This is a genomic window from Sporosarcina sp. GW1-11, assembly GCF_033088395.1.
GTDB lineage: Bacteria > Bacillota > Bacilli > Bacillales_A > Planococcaceae > Sporosarcina.
Genome location: NZ_JAPMIW010000001.1, coordinates 81,335 through 99,989, shown reverse-complemented (window position 1 = coordinate 99,989; position 18,655 = coordinate 81,335). Strand labels below are relative to the sequence as shown.

The 18,655-nt window shown below is 41.1% G+C and carries 20 protein-coding genes; all 20 read left to right on the top strand.

From position 1 onward, the window contains the following. The first annotated feature begins 6 nt into the window (after nt 1–6). The 20 genes from ftsY (at nt 7) to hslV (ending at nt 18,653) form a co-directional block, all read left to right on the top strand. The gene (gene ftsY, locus ORD22_RS00510; RefSeq protein WP_317643882.1) at nt 7–1,023 is read left to right on the top strand and encodes a signal recognition particle-docking protein FtsY; all 1,017 of its coding nucleotides are present in this window, start codon (nt 7–9) and stop codon (nt 1,021–1,023) included. Between the two features lie 63 nt (nt 1,024–1,086). Beyond that, complete coding sequence (locus tag ORD22_RS00505; RefSeq protein ID WP_317643881.1) at nt 1,087–1,419, top strand: putative DNA-binding protein; 333 nt, start codon at nt 1,087–1,089, stop codon at nt 1,417–1,419. A gap of 12 nt (nt 1,420–1,431) precedes the next feature. Further along, the gene (gene ffh, locus ORD22_RS00500; RefSeq protein WP_317643880.1) at nt 1,432–2,787 is read left to right on the top strand and encodes a signal recognition particle protein; all 1,356 of its coding nucleotides are present in this window, start codon (nt 1,432–1,434) and stop codon (nt 2,785–2,787) included. 92 nt (nt 2,788–2,879) lie between these two features. Then, nucleotides 2,880–3,152 carry a 30S ribosomal protein S16 gene (rpsP, locus tag ORD22_RS00495; protein ID WP_099687138.1) on the top strand — a complete coding sequence of 91 codons (273 nt, stop codon included), beginning with the start codon at nt 2,880–2,882 and terminating at the stop codon, nt 3,150–3,152. A 15-nt stretch (nt 3,153–3,167) separates the two neighbouring features. After that, the gene (locus tag ORD22_RS00490) at nt 3,168–3,401 is read left to right on the top strand and encodes a KH domain-containing protein (protein WP_099638043.1); all 234 of its coding nucleotides are present in this window, start codon (nt 3,168–3,170) and stop codon (nt 3,399–3,401) included. Nucleotides 3,402–3,507: 106 nt separating this feature from the next. Continuing rightward, complete coding sequence (gene rimM, locus ORD22_RS00485; protein ID WP_317643879.1) at nt 3,508–4,023, top strand: ribosome maturation factor RimM; 516 nt, start codon at nt 3,508–3,510, stop codon at nt 4,021–4,023. After that, entirely contained in the window at nt 4,023–4,760 is a 738-nt protein-coding gene (gene trmD, locus ORD22_RS00480) for a tRNA (guanosine(37)-N1)-methyltransferase TrmD (RefSeq protein ID WP_317644186.1), read from the top strand. Before rimM ends, trmD begins: the two co-directional genes overlap by 1 nt. Nucleotides 4,761–4,887: 127 nt before the next feature. Then, nucleotides 4,888–5,232, top strand: coding sequence for a 50S ribosomal protein L19 (gene rplS / locus ORD22_RS00475; RefSeq protein ID WP_317643878.1), 345 nt, complete (start codon nt 4,888–4,890; stop codon nt 5,230–5,232). A 107-nt stretch (nt 5,233–5,339) separates the two neighbouring features. Then, the gene (gene lepB, locus ORD22_RS00470) at nt 5,340–5,903 is read left to right on the top strand and encodes a signal peptidase I (RefSeq protein ID WP_317643877.1); all 564 of its coding nucleotides are present in this window, start codon (nt 5,340–5,342) and stop codon (nt 5,901–5,903) included. Nucleotides 5,904–5,921: 18 nt separating this feature from the next. After that, nucleotides 5,922–6,773, top strand: coding sequence for a ribosome biogenesis GTPase YlqF (gene ylqF, locus ORD22_RS00465; RefSeq protein ID WP_317643876.1), 852 nt, complete (start codon nt 5,922–5,924; stop codon nt 6,771–6,773). A 120-nt stretch (nt 6,774–6,893) separates the two neighbouring features. Next, nucleotides 6,894–7,667, top strand: a complete 774-nt coding sequence (locus ORD22_RS00460; RefSeq protein ID WP_317644185.1) for a ribonuclease HII — start codon at nt 6,894–6,896, stop codon at nt 7,665–7,667. Beyond that, nucleotides 7,664–9,901 carry a hypothetical protein gene (locus ORD22_RS00455; RefSeq protein ID WP_317643875.1) on the top strand — a complete coding sequence of 746 codons (2,238 nt, stop codon included), beginning with the start codon at nt 7,664–7,666 and terminating at the stop codon, nt 9,899–9,901. Before ORD22_RS00460 ends, ORD22_RS00455 begins: the two co-directional genes overlap by 4 nt. After that, nucleotides 9,898–10,185, top strand: a complete 288-nt coding sequence (locus tag ORD22_RS00450; RefSeq protein WP_317643874.1) for an EscU/YscU/HrcU family type III secretion system export apparatus switch protein — start codon at nt 9,898–9,900, stop codon at nt 10,183–10,185. Before ORD22_RS00455 ends, ORD22_RS00450 begins: the two co-directional genes overlap by 4 nt. 114 nt (nt 10,186–10,299) lie before the next feature. Further along, nucleotides 10,300–11,460, top strand: coding sequence for an ADP-forming succinate--CoA ligase subunit beta (gene sucC, locus ORD22_RS00445; protein WP_317643873.1), 1,161 nt, complete (start codon nt 10,300–10,302; stop codon nt 11,458–11,460). Between the two features lie 19 nt (nt 11,461–11,479). Further along, entirely contained in the window at nt 11,480–12,382 is a 903-nt protein-coding gene (sucD, locus tag ORD22_RS00440) for a succinate--CoA ligase subunit alpha (RefSeq protein ID WP_317643872.1), read from the top strand. A gap of 76 nt (nt 12,383–12,458) precedes the next feature. After that, nucleotides 12,459–13,337, top strand: coding sequence for a DNA-processing protein DprA (gene dprA, locus ORD22_RS00435; RefSeq protein ID WP_317643871.1), 879 nt, complete (start codon nt 12,459–12,461; stop codon nt 13,335–13,337). A gap of 125 nt (nt 13,338–13,462) precedes the next feature. Then, on the top strand, nt 13,463–15,538 hold the full coding sequence (topA, locus tag ORD22_RS00430; protein ID WP_317643870.1) for a type I DNA topoisomerase: 2,076 nt from the start codon (nt 13,463–13,465) through the stop codon (nt 15,536–15,538). Nucleotides 15,539–15,575: 37 nt separating this feature from the next. After that, complete coding sequence (gene trmFO, locus ORD22_RS00425) at nt 15,576–16,886, top strand: FADH(2)-oxidizing methylenetetrahydrofolate--tRNA-(uracil(54)-C(5))-methyltransferase TrmFO (RefSeq protein WP_317643869.1); 1,311 nt, start codon at nt 15,576–15,578, stop codon at nt 16,884–16,886. A 319-nt stretch (nt 16,887–17,205) separates the two neighbouring features. Next, nucleotides 17,206–18,105 (top strand): tyrosine recombinase XerC, encoded by a 900-nt coding sequence (gene xerC, locus ORD22_RS00420; protein ID WP_317643868.1) that lies wholly within the window; start codon nt 17,206–17,208, stop codon nt 18,103–18,105. Between the two features lie 8 nt (nt 18,106–18,113). Then, a complete protein-coding gene (hslV, locus tag ORD22_RS00415) occupies nt 18,114–18,653 on the top strand; it encodes an ATP-dependent protease subunit HslV (RefSeq protein ID WP_317644184.1) in 540 nt (179 codons plus the stop codon). Nucleotides 18,654–18,655 lie beyond the last annotated feature (2 nt).

Below are 18,655 nucleotides of genomic sequence, written 5' to 3'. Positions count from 1 at the left end.
GAACAGATGTCTTTTTTTAAAAAGTTGAAAGAAAAAATTACAGGAACAAACGAAGCGGTTACAGAGAAATTTAAAGATGGTTTGACTAAAACACGTGAATCATTCACTTCCAAAGTAAATGATTTAGTTTCCCGATTCCGAGTTGTTGACGAAGAGTTCTTTGAAGAGTTGGAAGAAGTTCTTTTACAAGCTGATGTTGGTTTCGACACAGTCATGGAATTGATTGATTTATTGAAAGATGAAGTGAAGCGTAAAAACATTAAAGATACAACAGGTATGCAAACATTAATCTCTGAAAAACTGGTGGAGATTTATAATTCTGGAGAACAAGCATCTAATGAATTAAATATCGAAGAAGGCCGTTTGAATGTCATTTTAATGGTGGGAGTCAATGGTGTAGGTAAAACGACGACTATTGGTAAAATGGCGTCACGCTTACAAAAAGAAGGGAAAACTGTCATGTTAGCTGCGGGCGATACATTCCGAGCAGGAGCAATCGATCAGCTCGTTGTTTGGGGGGAGCGCACAGGAGTAGAAGTCATACGACAAGCAGAAGGATCAGACCCGGCAGCAGTCATTTTCGATGCGGTAAAAGCAGCGAAAAAACGTAACGTCGATGTGCTGATTTGTGATACTGCAGGTCGTTTGCAAAACAAAGTCAACCTGATGAACGAACTGGAAAAAGTACATCGTATTATTGGTCGTGAAATTGAAGGCGCACCTCATGAAGTACTCCTAGCTTTAGACGCCACGACTGGACAGAATGCGTTGATTCAAGCGCAAACGTTCAATGAAGCTACGAATGTTACGGGGATTGTCTTGACGAAGCTAGATGGAACTGCGAAGGGCGGTATTGTCCTAGCAATCCGTAGCAAGTTAGATATTCCAGTGAAGTTCGTAGGTTTAGGTGAAGGAGTGGACGACTTACAGCCATTTGATCCGGAAAAATATGTTTATGGCTTATTTGCTGACGGTCTTGAGATGGAAGATCAGGATGAAGAGGATACAGAAGAAGACAAGTAAAACTACTTGACAGGTAAGAGTACGAAGGGTAGTATGAATTTATGGGGAGGGGAGGTTGTAATCATGCTTGAAAAAACGACAAGGGTAAACTTCCTCTTTGATTTTTATCAATCATTGTTAACGGATAAACAGCGATTATATATGCAATTATATTATTTAGATGACCTTTCTCTCGGTGAAATCGCGGAGCAATATAGCGTGTCGAGACAGGCAGTGTATGATAATGTGAAAAGAACAGAAGCGATGTTAGAAGACTATGAGAAAAAACTCAATCTATTTGAAAAGCATGAGAACCGTCTCGAGGTCGTGGAAAAATTGCAGCAAATTTTGCCGACAAACGACCCTTCTTTCGCTCAAGTTCAGGAACTTCTGCATACCTTGAAAGATTTTGAATAGGAGAGATTGTCTATGGCCTTTGAAGGTTTAGCCGAACGCCTGCAAGGAACGTTAAACAAAATTACAGGCAAAGGGAAAATCAATGAAGCAGACGTAAAAGAAATGATGCGTGAAGTACGCTTTGCGCTTATTGAAGCGGATGTTAACTTAAAAGTCGTAAAAGAGTTTATCAAGACCGTCAGCGAACGCTCGATTGGTCAAGATGTTATGAAAAGCCTAACGCCAGGTCAGCAAGTTGTAAAAATCGTTAAAGATGAATTGACCAACTTAATGGGTGGTGAACAAAATCCGATTCAATTTGCCCGAAAATCACCAACAGTCATTATGATGGTAGGTTTACAAGGTGCTGGTAAAACGACAACTACCGGAAAATTAGCTACAGTACTACGTAAAAAACACAATAAAAAACCTTTGCTTGTGGCAGCGGATATTTATCGTCCGGCAGCCATTCAGCAATTAGAAACATTAGGGAAGCAAATCACGATTCCTGTATTTTCTATGGGAACAGACCAGTCACCAGTAGAAATTGCACGTCGCGCGATGGAAGAGGCTGAACGTGAGCATAATGACGTGGTAATCATTGATACCGCGGGTCGTTTACATGTTGATGAAGTGCTGATGCAAGAATTGAAGGATATCCGTGAATTGACGAAGCCGGATGAAGTATTCCTCGTAGTCGATGCGATGACCGGTCAAGACGCTGTGAACGTCGCGAAGAACTTTAATGAAACTATCGGTATCACAGGTGTAATCTTGACGAAACTAGATGGTGATACACGTGGTGGTGCGGCGCTATCGATTCGTTCAGTTACCGAAAAGCCTATTAAGTTTGTCGGTATGGGTGAAAAAATGGATGCGCTTGAACCATTCCATCCAGAGCGTATGGCTTCAAGAATTCTCGGTATGGGTGATGTCATGTCGTTAATCGAGAAAGCTCAGGAAAATGTTGATGAAGAGAAAGCGAAAGAGCTAGAGAAAAAACTACGTACGCAAAGCTTTACGCTAGAAGATTTCCTTGATCAAATGCAGCAAGTGAAGAAAATGGGGCCATTAGATGAGATTTTGAAAATGATGCCTGGTGCCAACAAGATTAAAGGACTCGACAGTGCGAAAGTAGATGAAAGTCAAATGGGTCGTGTAGAAGCGGTCATTTATTCCATGACACGTGCTGAACGTGAAAATCCGGATATCATCAATGCGAGTCGTAAAAAACGAATTGCGGTAGGATCTGGTACGTCTATTCAAGAGGTCAATCGACTACTAAAGCAATTTGAAGAAATGAAGAAAATGGTCAAGCAAATGACTAACATGCAACAGAAGGGCAAAAAGAAGGGGAAAATGCCAGGTTTTGATTCGTTTTTTAAATAAATTTTAAGGTGTTAAGAAAAAACACTTTACAAACAAATAAAACCTTGGTAATATACTATCTTGTGTGAAACTATTCGGAGGTGTAGATAATAATGGCAGTTAAAATTCGTCTAAAACGTATGGGAGCTAAGAAATCTCCTTTTTATCGTATTGTAGTAGCTGATGCACGTGCACCACGTGACGGCCGTCAAATCGAAACAGTGGGTACTTATAATCCACTAACAAAACCAGCAACAGTAAACATTGATGAAGCATTGGCTTTGAAATGGTTGCAAGATGGCGCGAAGCCTTCTGACACAGTGCGTAACTTGTTCTCAGAACAAGGTATCATGGAAAAATTCCATAACGCTAAATACAGCAAGTAATTTGGAGGGGTGGACATGAAGCAGCTGATTGAAACAATTGTAAAGCCGTTAGTCGATTACCCAGATGACGTCAAGGTGGTAGCTGAAGAGCAATCTCAACGAGTGGTTTATCAGTTATCAGTAAACGCGGAGGATATGGGAAAAGTGATCGGAAAGCAAGGTCGTGTGGCAAAAGCGATCCGTACGATTGTTTATTCAGCAGCAGGCAGCCACCACGGCAAAAAAGTGTATCTAGATATCTTGGATTGATCCAAAAGGAAGGAGCCCCGGTTCCTTCCTTTTTTGCACGTATAAATGCTTATAGGCGAAACATATAGCTCAAAACAATAGAATTAAGATTAATGGAGGGGACGTAATGGAATGGTATAACGTAGGGAAAATCGTCAATACGCACGGTATCAGAGGAGAAGTTCGTGTCATGGCTACGACAGACTTCCCAGACGAACGTTTTTCGATAGGAAGTGAACTTGCAATTTTTATGCCGAAAAGCAAAACGCCTATTTATGTTACCGTGGCAAGCCATCGTAAACATAAAAACTTCAACCTTTTAACATTTGAAGGATACCCGAATATCAATGATGTAGAGAAACTACGTGACGGCATCGTTAAAGTATCTGAAAAATATTTGACGGAGCTTGATGAACACGAATATTACTACCATGAAATCATCGGCTGTCGTGTCGTAACAGAAATGGGAGAAGACATCGGAACGGTTTCAGAAATCATTGAAACAGGTGCAAATGATGTTTGGACAGTTACACCGCCAGAAGGGAAACCGCACTATATTCCATATATCGAAGACGTTGTAAAAGAGATTGATATTGAGGAGAAAGTTATCAAAATCAAACTAATGGATGGCCTGCTTTCATGATGCAAATTGATGTACTGACACTATTTCCTGAAATGTTTGAAGGAGTACTTCATTCTTCGATTATGAAAAAAGCACAAGAGCAGCAAGCCGCATCTTTTCGTGTGACCAATTTCCGTGACTATTCTACGAACAAGCATAGAAAAGTTGATGACTATCCGTATGGAGGTGGGGCAGGCATGGTATTGAAGCCTGAACCACTTTTCGCGGCTGTTGAAGCGATGACTTGCACGAGTGAAAGTAAACCGCGTGTGATTCTAATGTGTCCGCAAGGAGAGCGCTTCACGCAAAAGAAAGCAGAAGAACTTGCGAAGGAAGAACATCTCGTGTTTATCTGTGGTCATTACGAAGGATATGACGAACGAATCCGCGAGCATTTAGTGACGGATGAAATTTCCCTAGGTGATTTCGTTTTGACTGGTGGAGAAGTTGCTTCGATGGCAATCATCGATAGTGTCGTACGATTATTGCCAGACGTGCTTGGAAACGATCAGTCAGCTGTTCACGATTCGTTTTCAACGGGGATGCTTGAACACCCACAGTATACACGACCAGCTTCATTTAACGGTCTAGAAGTGCCGCCAGTGCTGTTATCCGGAAATCACGCAGAGATTGATAAGTGGAGACAAGAACAAGCATTTAAGCGCACGGCAAAGCGTCGTCCGGAATTGTTAAAAGATGCAAAAATGACAGAATATCAGCAAATACTTTATCAACAATGGAAGCAAAAAAAAGACTGACTTTGCTTGATTCGATTTCATGTGTATGATATGATTTACTAAGCGCTTTTTAAGAGCGCCTATTTTACTGCTGTTCCGCTGCAAATGCGACACGTGCAAGAACATCAGAAAAGAAGGAGAGAAAACCATGCAAAAACTTATTGCAGAGATTACAAAAGATCAGTTACGTACTGAGCACCCTTCATTCCGTCCAGGCGATACACTTCGTTTGCACGTAAAGATTATCGAGGGTACACGTGAGCGTATTCAGTTATTTGAAGGTGTTGTTATCAAACGCCAAGGTGGCGGCATCAGTGAAACATTCACTGTCCGTAAAATTTCAAACGGTGTTGGAGTAGAGCGTACATTCCCTGTACACACACCAAAAATTGCTAAAATTGAAGTAACTCGTCGCGGTAAAGTTCGTCGTGCGAAGTTGTACTACCTACGTAAATTACGTGGTAAAGCAGCACGTATTAAAGAACTACGCTAATCAGATATGCAGAAAAGAAAGGGGGCCGCACATTTGGCCTCCTTTCTTTTTGCTCATAAAGCATTTTGGCTGTACAATAATAAGAGACAAGGCAGGAGGTTGGATTAATGGAAGAGAAAAAAACGAAAAGTGAAGGTCTTGAATGGATCAAAGCGCTTTTGATCGCCTTTGGGTTAGCTGCAATTATACGTGTATTTTTATTTACTCCGATTGTCGTCGATGGAATTTCCATGATGCCGACTTTAGAACACGGGGACCGCATGATTGTCAATAAGATAGGCTATACGATTGGAGAACCAAATCGTTTTGATATTGTCGTATTCCATGCACCTGAGCAAAAAGATTATATTAAACGTGTTATTGGATTACCAGGAGATACAGTAGAATATAAAGATGATGTTCTTTATATAAATGATGAGCCGTATGAAGAACCGTATCTGGATCAATACAAAACGGAAATTCAAGATGGTACGTTGACTGAAGATTTTACGCTACATGATATTTTGCAAACCGATTCAAATGTTGTGCCTGAAGACCACATTTTCGTAATGGGTGATAATCGTCGGAAAAGTAAAGATTCCAGACATATCGGTCCAGTTGAAATCGATGAAGTTATCGGTAGCACAAGCGTCGTATTTTGGCCGATCAAAGACATCGGTTTTGTGAAGTAACGAAAGGGGACGATTGGCATGACAATTCATTGGTTTCCGGGCCATATGGCGAAAGCAAGACGAGAAGTATCCGAAAAGCTTAAATTAGTTGATATCGTATTTGAATTAATAGACGCTAGATTACCGCTATCATCACGAAATCCTATGATTGATGAAGTAATTCAGCAAAAACCGAGATTGCTTATTTTGAATAAAATGGATTTGGCAGATGAGGCGCAAACGAAGCGTTGGATCGCTTATTTTGAGAAACAAGGCTTCCGTACAGTCGCTATCAATTCATTTGAAGGTGTAGGTTTACAAACAGTCACGAAAGCTGCAAAAGAAATACTACAACCGAAATACGATCGTATGAAGAAGCGCGGGATCCGTCCTGGAGCAATTCGTGCCATGATTGTGGGAATACCGAACGTTGGAAAATCCACATTAATCAATAGACTCGCTAAGAAAAACATCGCGCAAACAGGAAATAAACCTGGCGTGACGAAAGCTCAGCAATGGATTAAATACGGCAAGGAATTAGAGTTGTTAGATACTCCAGGGGTACTTTGGCCGAAATTTGAAGATCAAGAAGTAGGATTTAAGCTAGCATTGACAGGTGCCATTAAAGATTCCATTCTCAATATGGAGGAATTAGCTATCTATGGCCTACGCTTTTTAGAACAACATTATCCAGATCGATTGGAGCAGCGTTATCAAATGAAGACCGTTGGCGATGATACTTTAGCGCTCTTTGATCAGATCGGAGAGCGTCGGAAAGTCTATAGTGCAGGCGCGGAAATAGATTATGATAAAGTAGCAGAATTAATCGTTCGAGATATACGCGAACAGCAAGTAGGGAAATTGACATTTGATTTTCCCGAAGAATCATAAATAAAAAAAGCAACGGTTTGGGATACTTGTTCCTAGACCGTTGCTTTTTTATCGAAAAAGTTAACTATAAACCGATATACTACATAGACAACAATTTAGCGGGATGGACAGGTGAAGAAATTGACAACAATCCAAGAAATTAAAAATCAATTACAACAATTACAAGAGCCGAATCAATGGTTGGAAGAACTTGAAGCCGATAAACGAAAAGGCGTGCAACTAGCAATTGCTCAATGGAAAAAACGCTACGTGAAAAAACAAAAGCTAATTGAAGACTTCATCCAGAAGCAATCTTTTGATAATTCATATAAACGAATGCCATCCTGTTTAATCGCAGGTATTGATGAAGCGGGGAGAGGTCCATTGGCAGGTCCAGTCGTCACAGCAGCAGTCATTTTACCTGAAGGGTGCACAGAGCTAGTCGGTGTAGATGACTCGAAACAAATTTCTAAAGAACAAAGACAACACTTTGCACGATTAATTAAAGAACAAGCTGTGGCTTATTCAATTCACGTACAATCTGCGACAGCTATTGATGAACTAAACATCTATCAGGCGACGAAACAGTCCATGGAAGAGGCTGTAGGGCAGCTAGATATTGCTCCTGACGTCGTATTGGCAGACGCAATGAACCTGATTGTAAAATGTCCAACCCATTCTATAGTTAAAGGGGATGAAAAAAGTTTAGCAATCGCTGCGGCTTCAATTCTTGCTAAAACGACGCGAGATGAGTTAATGAATGATTTACATGAACAGTTCCCGTGGTATGGCTTTAATGTTAATGCGGGGTATGGCACACCACAACATCTACAGGGCCTTGCGACTCATGGGTTTTGTGAACATCATAGAAAAACATTCGAACCAATCAAATCAATGTGGAGGGATAAACGATGAATATGAATTCCTTATCCGTTACATCTACAAGAGCAACTTCGGCAGAACAGCAACCACTTACGCTAAAAGAAGGACAAATGATTCACGGAAAAGTACAACAACTATTTCCTGGCCAAATGGCGCAAGTGCAAGTAGGTAATCAACAGCTTTACGCCAAGCTAGAAGTACCGATGCAATCTGGTGACAACTATTTCTTTAAAGTTAGTAGTACAGAGCCTGAACTACAGTTACAAGTTATTTCTGGACCTATACGAAGTGCGGAAGGTCAAACTGTGCAATTGACACAACTAATGGAATCTCTGAACTTACCTAAAACAGCCGAAATGAAAGAGTTACTCGCAATGGTGATCAAACAAAAAATTCCGATGACAAGGGAAAGTTTAATGGAAGCACTGAACCACTTAAAATCAGCTCCTGAGGGAATGAAAGCAGAAGCTTTAGCGACAATTAGTAAAATAGCCAATGCGCGTCTACCATTCACGCCAGTTGTGTTCCAATCATTACTTCAAGCGCAGACAGGAACACTCTCTCAACAGCTCGTAACATTACAGTCTGCAATTCAAAAGGAGCCAAATTTATCGCCAGCTATTCGTGAGCAATTACTCAATACCTTACAGGCGTTAGCGAGTCCGGTTAGTCAGTCAGTCGGTAAAGAACTACTCAGTCAAAGTCTCTCTCAATTACTAGACCCTCAAGCGAGTAAAGCAGATCGATTTACTGCATTGCAATTATTAAAAAGTGCGGATATACTTCCGGCGCGTACATCACTAGCAAACTTACCACAAGTACTTGCGCAGTTAGTGACACAATCAGGAGAAGAAAAGGTGGGTATGCAACGAATTGCATCTACATCAGCACCTGCACAAGTGGATCAGGCATTCCCGAAAGCTATACAAACTATGCTTCAGCAATTAGTTCAAACACCAGTCGCGAATCAGACGGCAGTACAGGCAATCACTCAGAACCTAATGCAACAACTGACAAACTCAACACTATCAGAAACTATGAAAAACACCCTGCAGACATTGCTGAACCAATATACCCAGCAACCGATGACAGAATCTGCAAAAACAGCACTGATTCAGCAATTGAGACAGATACTTAATCTAACTGTTGCCCAAACGCCAACTAGTCAAACTATTGAACTACCAAATCCAACAACTACGTTGCAAAACATCCAAAGTTCACTTAATCACTTGAGCCAAACATCAGTAACAAACCAACAAATAATCAAAGAAATTGTACAAGACTTGACTCGACAACTAAGTACTCCAGCACTACCTGAATCAATGAAAAATGCTTTGCAAACGGTACTTAATCAATTTACACAACAACCGCTAACTAAAAGTGCGAAAGTGACATTTATTGAGCAATTTAGTCAAACGTTAGTACGGCAAGCTAGTCATCAAGAAATACCGCTGAATAATACGTCTACTACGCAACAGACGATTGCTAAGGATGTGCAACAAGCCTTACCTTCGCTTATGTCGCTTCCACCTGAGCGAGCGGTTGATACTCTAAGAACGCTTCTTCAAGCGGCTGAGCAGTCAAGTACTATACAAGTGAAGCAAATGATTCAAACGGCTGAAATGCAACTGTCGCAAACGATGAATGGGCCTCTTATGAAAGAAGCGATTCAAAGTATTTTAAGCAACTTAGGTATAAATTATGAAGCGCAACTGAACGGCAAAGAACCGAATTTGGCTAATTTAGCGAATACATTAAAGCCGCAGTTACTAGCTTTACTCCAAGATCCATCCTTATCACCACCGCTACGTGAAGCGACAGAAACCTTGGTTTTACGCATGAATGGAACAATCATTCAAGCGGGGGATACAGGTGCTCAGCAACAGCTCATTATGCAACTTCCACTCGAACTATTCGGTAGAAAAATTGATGCTACCCTTCAATGGAATGGACGAATGAAAGAAAATGGTCAAATTGATCCAGCGTTTGCAAGAATTTTATTTTATTTGGATTTGGAAGCACTTGAAACTACTTTAGTTGACATGCAAGTACAAAATAAAGTAGTCAATTTAACAATTTTTAATGAACAGCCTTCATTGAGAATAACAGGACAGTCATTCCAACCACTATTGAAAGAGGGACTAGAACGTGTTGGCTATAAGTTATCGGGTATTACTTTCAAACCATTTGCGGAGTCGCAACAACCGGTAGAGAAAACAACAAACTCCTTACATGTTGATGAAAGAGGGGTGGATTACAAGATATGAGTGAAGAACGTTATAAACGAAAAGAAGCCGTAGCATTATCTTATGAACCTGAGGTATCTGATGCACCTAAAGTCATTGCAAAAGGGAAAGGAAAAATTGCTGAAAATATACTTGAGCGCGCAAAGCAACATAATGTTCCTATACAAGAAGATCCGAGTTTATTGGAATTACTTGGACAATTGAATGTAAATGAAACGATTCCTGAAGAATTGTACCAGGCGGTTTCTGAAGTTTTTGCGTATATTTACAGGTTAGACAAAGAAAAAGGGAGTGGAAGTAGTTAAAATGTGGTGAATTTCATAATGCAATAGTGATTCATGGACAATGTGTGACGGTTTGATTACAATAATAAAGTAGTAACGTTTCAAGCAATTGTAAATCGAATGGAGGCAGTACTTATGAACATCCATGAATATCAAGGGAAGCAGCTTCTGAGAGAGTATGGTGTTGCTGTTTCGAAAGGCCGTGTTGCATTCTCACCAAAAGATGCCATGGCAGTTGCGAAGGAAATTGGGACTTTGCCCATCGTAGTAAAGGCGCAAATTCACGCGGGTGGTCGAGGAAAAGCTGGCGGAGTGAAGATTGTCAAAAAACTTGATGAAGTTCGCGCTGTGGCAGCTGAATTGATCGGGAAACAACTTGTAACACATCAAACGGGTCCTGAAGGGCAAGAGGTAAAAAGACTTCTTGTTGAAGAAGGAATCGATATCGAAAAAGAATTCTATATTGGTCTTGTCGTGGACCGTGCAACTGATCGCGTGACGTTGATGGGATCAGCTGAAGGCGGCGTGGAAATCGAAGAAGTAGCAGAGAAAAACCCTGAAAAGATTTTCTATGAAGTGATCGATCCAGTCGTTGGATTGGCTCCTTACCAAGCGCGACGCATGGCGTTTAATATGGAAATACCGAGTAAATTAGTCAATAAAGCGGTTAGTTTATTTTTAGGTTTATATAAAGTATTTAGTGAAAAAGACGCATCGATTGTGGAGATTAACCCACTAGTTGTAACGAAAGATCAGCGTGTGCTTGCGCTGGATGCAAAATTTAATTTTGACGATAATGCGACATTCCGTCATAAAGATATTGTTGAATTACGTGACTTTGACGAAGAGGATCCGAAAGAAATTGAAGCATCAACTTTTGACTTGAGTTATATTTCTTTAGATGGAAATATCGGTTGTATGGTCAATGGTGCAGGTCTTGCGATGGCGACAATGGACACGATCCACTACTATGGCGGAGAACCCGCTAACTTCCTTGACGTTGGGGGCGGCGCAAAGAAAGAAAAAGTTGCTGGCGCTTTCAAAATTATTTTATCTGATCCGAAAGTAAAAGGCATATTCGTCAATATTTTCGGCGGCATTATGAAATGTGACGTCATTGCTGAAGGAGTCATCGAAGCGGCTAAAGAAGTTGAACTTCAAGTACCGCTCGTTGTACGTCTCGAAGGTACGAATGTAGAACGCGGGAAAGCACTGCTTGAACAATCCGGTATCAATATTGTATCGGCTGATTCCATGGCAGAAGGCGCGAAAAAAATCGTTGAGTTGATAGGATAAGAAAGGCAGGTACAAAAACATGAGTATTTATGTTGATAAAGATACAAGAGTCATTGTACAAGGAATTACAGGTTCCACTGCCCTGTTCCATACACAGCAAATGTTGGAATATGGTACGAAAATCGTTGGTGGTGTAACACCTGGAAAAGGTGGTCAAACAGTAGAAGGCGTTCCAGTTTTTAATACAGTAGAAGATGCGGTCAAGGCTACTGATGCGAGCGTTTCCATCATTTACGTACCAGCACCTTATGCGGCAGATGCGATCATGGAAGCAGTCGATGCAGAGCTTGCAATGGCAATCTGTATCACTGAGCATATTCCAGTGCTCGATATGATCAAAGTGAAGCGTTATATGGAAGGCAAAAAGACTCGATTAATCGGTCCAAACTGCCCTGGTGTCATTACGGCAGACGAAACGAAAATTGGGATCATGCCTGGCTATATCCACACAAAAGGTCATGTTGGGGTCGTTTCGCGTTCAGGTACGTTGACGTACGAAGCGGTTCACCAATTAACGCAAGAGGGGATTGGTCAGACAACAGCGGTCGGAATCGGAGGAGACCCGGTAAACGGGACGAATTTCATCGATGTATTAAAGGAATTCAATGAAGATCCGGACACATACGCGGTTGTGATGATTGGTGAAATCGGCGGAACAGCGGAAGAAGAAGCAGCTGATTGGGTCAAGGAACATATGACGAAGCCGGTCGTAGGATTCATCGGTGGTCAGACAGCTCCTGAAGGCAAGCGTATGGGACACGCAGGTGCGATTATTTCAGGTGGTAAAGGTACAGCCGCTGAAAAAATCAAGGCGCTAGAAGCAGCGGATATCCGTGTGGCAGCGACGCCATCTGTTATTGGTGAGACACTCATTACTGTCCTGAAAGAAAAAGGACTATACGAAAAATGTAAAACGAAGTAAACTAGAGGGTGTAGTGGGAAAATCCGCTACACCTTTTTTCGTACGTTGCTTGTAGTGTCGAATAAAGGAGATTACTATGCAATTTACTTACCATCAAAAACAATTAATAAATCTTCATTATATTCATCCAGTACCGTTTAATCGCTATCACTTATTATTGGAAGAAAATCCGTCTTTGGAAGGGTTAGAATCATATTCCAATACATATTGGGCACAGCTATTCGATCTTACAAAAGAAAAGGCAAGCCGATTTTCAGAGCAGTATAAAGAACTATCTCGTCTACCGCTTATTGAACTTCTGGAAAAGATGAATTATATCCCCATTCCTTACTTTCATCCGGACTATCCTGAAGAATTAAAGCAATTATGTGACCCTCCAGCGGTTTTATATAGTATGGGGAATCGAAAGCTTTTGAAAACAAAGATGCGTGTAGGAATAATAGGCTCGCGTAAGGCGACAAACTACTCGAAAAAAGTATTGGATTTCATCGTTCCTCCACTAGTGGACCACAACATACCGATTGTTTCGGGTTTAGCGGTAGGCGCGGACACGATGGCACATCGAGCGGCAATAGATTTTGGCGGCGATACGATTGGTGTACTTGGTCACGGGTTCTCCCATATGTATCCGAAAAGGAATGAAGAAATCGCGCAAGAAATCGCGAGAAATCATTTACTTGTAACGGAATATCCACCATATTTCCCACCAGCTAAATGGACATTTCCTATGCGTAATCGAATCATTAGTGGACTATCGAATGCAATTGTTATTACGGAGTCTGTCGAAAGAAGCGGTACGATGAGCACGGTGGATCATGCGCTGGATCATGGAAAAGAAATTTTTGCTGTTCCAGGTGCCATAGATTCGTCTTTATCGGCAGGTCCAAATAAGCTGTTAGATGAAGGAGCCAAGCCGTTATGGAGTGGTTTCCAAATTATCGATTCCTTACTGTAATCTTGCTATCCTTCCATTTGTGAAATGTTTAAAAGGTTGCATTATCCGCAAAACTGTTATACATTTTGCAACAGATATTCTTTTGATGAATAAATATAAAGAAATCTCTCTAAGGAGGGAACTACATGGCAGATTACTTAGTAATTGTGGAATCACCTGCTAAAGCGAAAACAATCGAGCGTTATTTAGGAAAAAAGTATAAAGTGAGTGCATCACTTGGCCATTTACGAGATTTACCCCGCAGTCAAATGGGCGTAGATACCGAAAATAATTATGAACCGAAGTATATTACGATCCGAGGAAAAGGACCCATACTCCAAGAATTAAAAAAAGAAGCAAAAAAAGCGAAGAAAATCTTTCTCGCAGCTGACCCGGATCGCGAAGGGGAAGCAATTGCGTGGCATTTATCGCATCAACTAGGCGTTGATATCGAATCAAACTGTCGTGTCGTGTTTAACGAAATTACAAAAGATGCGATTAAAGAATCATTCAAAAATCCACGTCCAATCAATATGAATTTAGTAGATGCACAGCAAGCTCGACGTATTTTAGATAGGCTTGTAGGATACAATATCAGTCCAATTCTTTGGAAGAAAGTCAAAAAAGGATTGTCAGCGGGACGTGTACAGTCAGTAGCTCTGCGCTTGATTATTGATCGTGAAAACGAGATCAATGCATTCGTACCAGAGGAATATTGGAGTATTACGACACAGTTCACAAAAGGTAAGAAAACATTTGAAGGTACATTTTATGGTGATGCTAAAGAGAGAATAAAGCTAACCAATCAAGAACAAGTAGAAAAAATCATCAACGCACTTGAACCAGATCAATTTGAAGTAAATAAAGTAGTGAAAAAAGAACGGAAGCGTAATCCAGCATTACCATTTACTACATCATCGCTCCAACAAGAGGCAGCACGTAAATTGAACTTCCGTGCAAAGAAAACGATGATGCTCGCCCAACAATTATATGAAGGAATTGCGATTGGAAAAGAAGGAACTGTCGGTTTGATTACTTACATGCGTACAGACTCGACTAGAATTTCTGATACGGCAAAAGACGAAGTGAAGTCGTTCATTCAAACGATGTATGGTGAAGAATTCATTTCAACTGTTACAGCGAAAACGAAAGCGAAGGTTAATACGCAGGATGCGCACGAAGCAGTTCGCCCAACTTCAGCGATGCGACCACCTGAAGCTATGAAAGCGTTCTTATCTAGAGATCAGTTCCGCTTGTATAAACTAATTTGGGAGCGGTTCGTTGCAAGTCAGATGGCACCTGCTATTTTAGATACGGTTACCGCAGATTTCTTAAATGGCGATATTCGATTCCGTGCATCAGGTTCTCAAGTGAAATTCCCAGGGTTTATGAAGGTGTATATTGAAGGGGACGATGATCAACAAGAGGAAAAGGAGAATATCCTCCCACCGCTTGAAGAAGGTGAAAAGATTACCTATGCAGAAATCGATCCGAAACAGCACTTTACGCAGCCACCTCCAAGGTATTCGGAAGCGCGTCTAGTGAAAGCGTTGGAAGAATTAGGAATAGGTCGTCCGTCTACGTATGCACCGACGCTTGATACAATTCAAAAACGTGGATATGTTACACTGGATGCTAAGCGATTTATCCCGACCGAGCTGGGGGGGATTGTTCATCAGGCAGTCAATCAATATTTCCCGGATGTTATTGATATCGAATTTACCGCACAAATGGAGCGGAGTCTCGATAATGTAGAGGAAGGCAGTGTTGAATGGCGTAAAGTAATCGATGAATTCTATCGAGATTTTGAGAAGCACGTAGAAGTTGCAGATGCGGAAATGGAAAAGATTGAAATAAAAGATGAGCCTGCTGGTGAAGACTGCGAAAAATGTGGATCACCAATGGTCTATAAGATGGGCCGTTACGGAAAGTTCATGGCTTGCTCTAACTTCCCGGATTGCAGAAATACGAAAGCAATCATCAAACCGATTGGCGTAACGTGTCCGAAATGTAAAGAAGGCGAAGTGGTCGAGCGTAAGAGTAAAACGAAGAGAGTATTCTTCGGCTGTGACCAATATCCTGAGTGTGATTATGTTTCATGGGATAAGCCGATTTCTAGACCGTGTCCAAAGTGTCAGCAGACATTAGTGGAAAAACGTCTGAAAAAAGGTGTCCAAATTCAATGTACGGAATGTGATTATAAAGAAGAACCACAGGGGTAACTAGGCGACTGAACATAACGAGAAAGAGGTATTTGAAATGACGCAAACTGTAAATGTAATTGGTGCGGGATTAGCTGGAAGTGAGGCGGCATGGCAACTCGCAAATCGAGGAATTCAAGTGAAATTGTTCGAGATGCGCCCGGTTAAACAAACCCCGGCCCACCATACAGATAAATTTGCAGAGTTAGTGTGTAGTAACTCTTTACGAGCTAACAACTTAACTAATGCAGTCGGAGTGATCAAAGAAGAAATGCGTCAGTTGGATTCATTAATTATCCAATCGGCAGATCGATGTGCAGTACCTGCAGGGGGAGCGTTAGCTGTAGACCGTCATGAGTTTGCGGCCAACGTAACAGAACAAATTCGAAATCATCCGAATATTGAAGTGATTAACGAAGAAGTGACGAAACTGCCTGAGGGAATTACGGTTATTGCTTCCGGTCCGTTAACATCACCAGCGCTTGCTGAAGAAATACGCGAGTTAACTGGAGAAGATTATTTATATTTTTATGATGCGGCGGCTCCTATCGTAGAAAGCGATTCTATCGATATGGAAAAGGTTTATTTGAAATCTCGTTATGATAAAGGTGAAGCTGCCTATCTGAATTGCCCGATGAATGCAGAAGAGTTTGATCGTTTCTACCAAGCACTCATTTCAGCAGAAGTAGCTCCATTAAAAGACTTTGAAGAGGAAATGTATTTTGAAGGTTGTATGCCGATTGAAGTGATGGCGAAGCGTGGAGTGAAAACCATGCTGTTCGGTCCATTGAAACCAGTTGGCTTAGAAGATCCGAGGACAGGCAAAGAGCCGACCGCTGTTATTCAATTAAGACGGGATAATGCAGCTGGTTCATTATACAATCTAGTCGGTTTCCAAACGCATTTGAAATGGGGAGCACAAAAAGACGTACTGAAGTTGATCCCAGGTTTAGAAAATGTGGAAATCGTTCGCTACGGTGTAATGCATCGAAACACGTTCATTAATTCACCGAGAGTATTGAACTGCACGTACCAGTTAAAGTCTCAACCAACCATTTTGTTTGCTGGTCAAATGACGGGGGTAGAAGGCTATGTTGAATCCGCAGGCTCTGGACTAATCGCCGGTATCAATGCCGCACATTTGGCGAAAGGTGGTAAACCGATTCGTTTTCCAAGAGAAACTGCACTTGGTAGTATGTCGCGCTATATTACTGAGGCGGATCCAAAAAACTTCCAACCGATGAATATTAATTTTGGATTGTTCCCGGATTTAGGAAAGCGTAGTAGATCGAAAGCGGAACGTGCAGAGAAACATGCCAATCGTGCATTAGAAGCATTAAAGAAATTTAAAGAAACAACTATTATTTAACCAAAAACCTTACCTTTACTAGGTAAGGTTTTTATGTGCGATGAAACTAAAGAGTTAACTAGACGTCAGTTTACATAAGGAAAAAAGTTTTAGGGAGAAAAATACAAATAGTTTTGAACGACATGTGTCAATCTGGATGATTAGGGGAATAACTGACCATGAATCAATTTTCAAAGTTGCCCAAAAATCTCTGCTATTGTATAGTGTTTGATGGAGAACATTTGGATTATATATTACATTCCAAATTATATATATTTCGGAATCCTGAGAATTTTCGATATCAACTTCAATTACTTACAATTCACTGCGAGGTGATCGAATGGTTCCTGAAATAAAAGAATTGGTAGATGAATATGTATCTTATATTCGCCTAGAGAAAAACTATTCATCGTACACTGTTAAAGAGTATGAAAAAGATCTACAGGAATTTTTGTTTTTTTTACAAGAGGAACGTATTAATGATCTGCAAAATGTGGAGTATGCTGTGGCGAGACTGTACGTCACACGTTTATATGATCGGAAATTTGCCAGAACGAGTATTTCTAGAAAGATATCAGCCATTCGTTCGTTTTTCAAATTTATTAATGCGCGTTATGGTATCGAAGATCAGGCTTTTCGTTTGTTGTATCATCCGAAAAAAGAGCAACGTTTACCTGCTTTTTTTTATGAACAAGAACTAGAGAAGTTGTTTGACGTGACTATGGGAGAAGATAACCGTTCAGTGCGAGACCGCGCGTTATTAGAGTTGCTTTATGCGACGGGAATTCGTGTAGGGGAACTAGTTGCTATTGAAGTGCAAGATGTAGATCATTATTTAGGGATCGTTAAAGTGATGGGTAAAGGTAAAAAAGAACGTTTTGTGCCATTTGGAAGCTTTGCGGAAGAGGCGTTGCATGAATATATGGCTACTAGCCGACCGCGATTAATGAAACAAAAAAAGCATTCGATGTTATTTGTGAATTTACGTGGTGATCCTTTAACGGATCGTGGAGTGCGTTATATTTTGAATGAATTGATGGAGCGAGCTGCGCTACATACGAAAATTACACCCCATATGATTAGGCATACGTTTGCCACACATTTGCTTGGCGCGGGTGCTGATCTTCGTTCGGTACAGGAGTTGCTTGGTCATAGTCATTTATCATCAACGCAAGTATACACGCACGTCACGAACGAACATTTACGTCAAACATATTTACAAACGCACCCTCGTGCATAGGAGGAAAGATCATGGAATTTCATGCTACTACGATTTTTGCCGTTCATCATGAAGGGCAGTGTGCTATGTCAGGTGACGGACAAGTGACGATGGGCAATGCCGTCGTTATGAAACATACAGCGAAGAAAGTCCGTAGATTGTTTAATGGAGAAGTGCTAGCTGGATTCGCGGGTTCTGTAGCAGACGCCTTTACGTTATTTGATTTATTTGAAGCGAAATTGATGGAGTATGACGGCAATCTTCAACGAGCTTCTGTTGAACTTGCGAAAGAATGGCGCGGAGATCGTATTTTACGTAAATTAGAAGCCATGCTGCTCGTAATGGACCAAAAGACGTTATTATTGGTATCGGGTACAGGTGAAGTTATTGAACCTGATGACGGAATTTTGGCTATTGGTTCTGGTGGGAATTATGCATTAGCTGCGGGTAGAGCGCTGAAAAAATATAGCAGTGGCTTAACTGCCGAAGAAATTGCGAGGGCATCACTAGAAACGGCAGCGGATATTTGTGTATACACGAATCATGAAATCATTGTGGAGGTGCTGTGAGT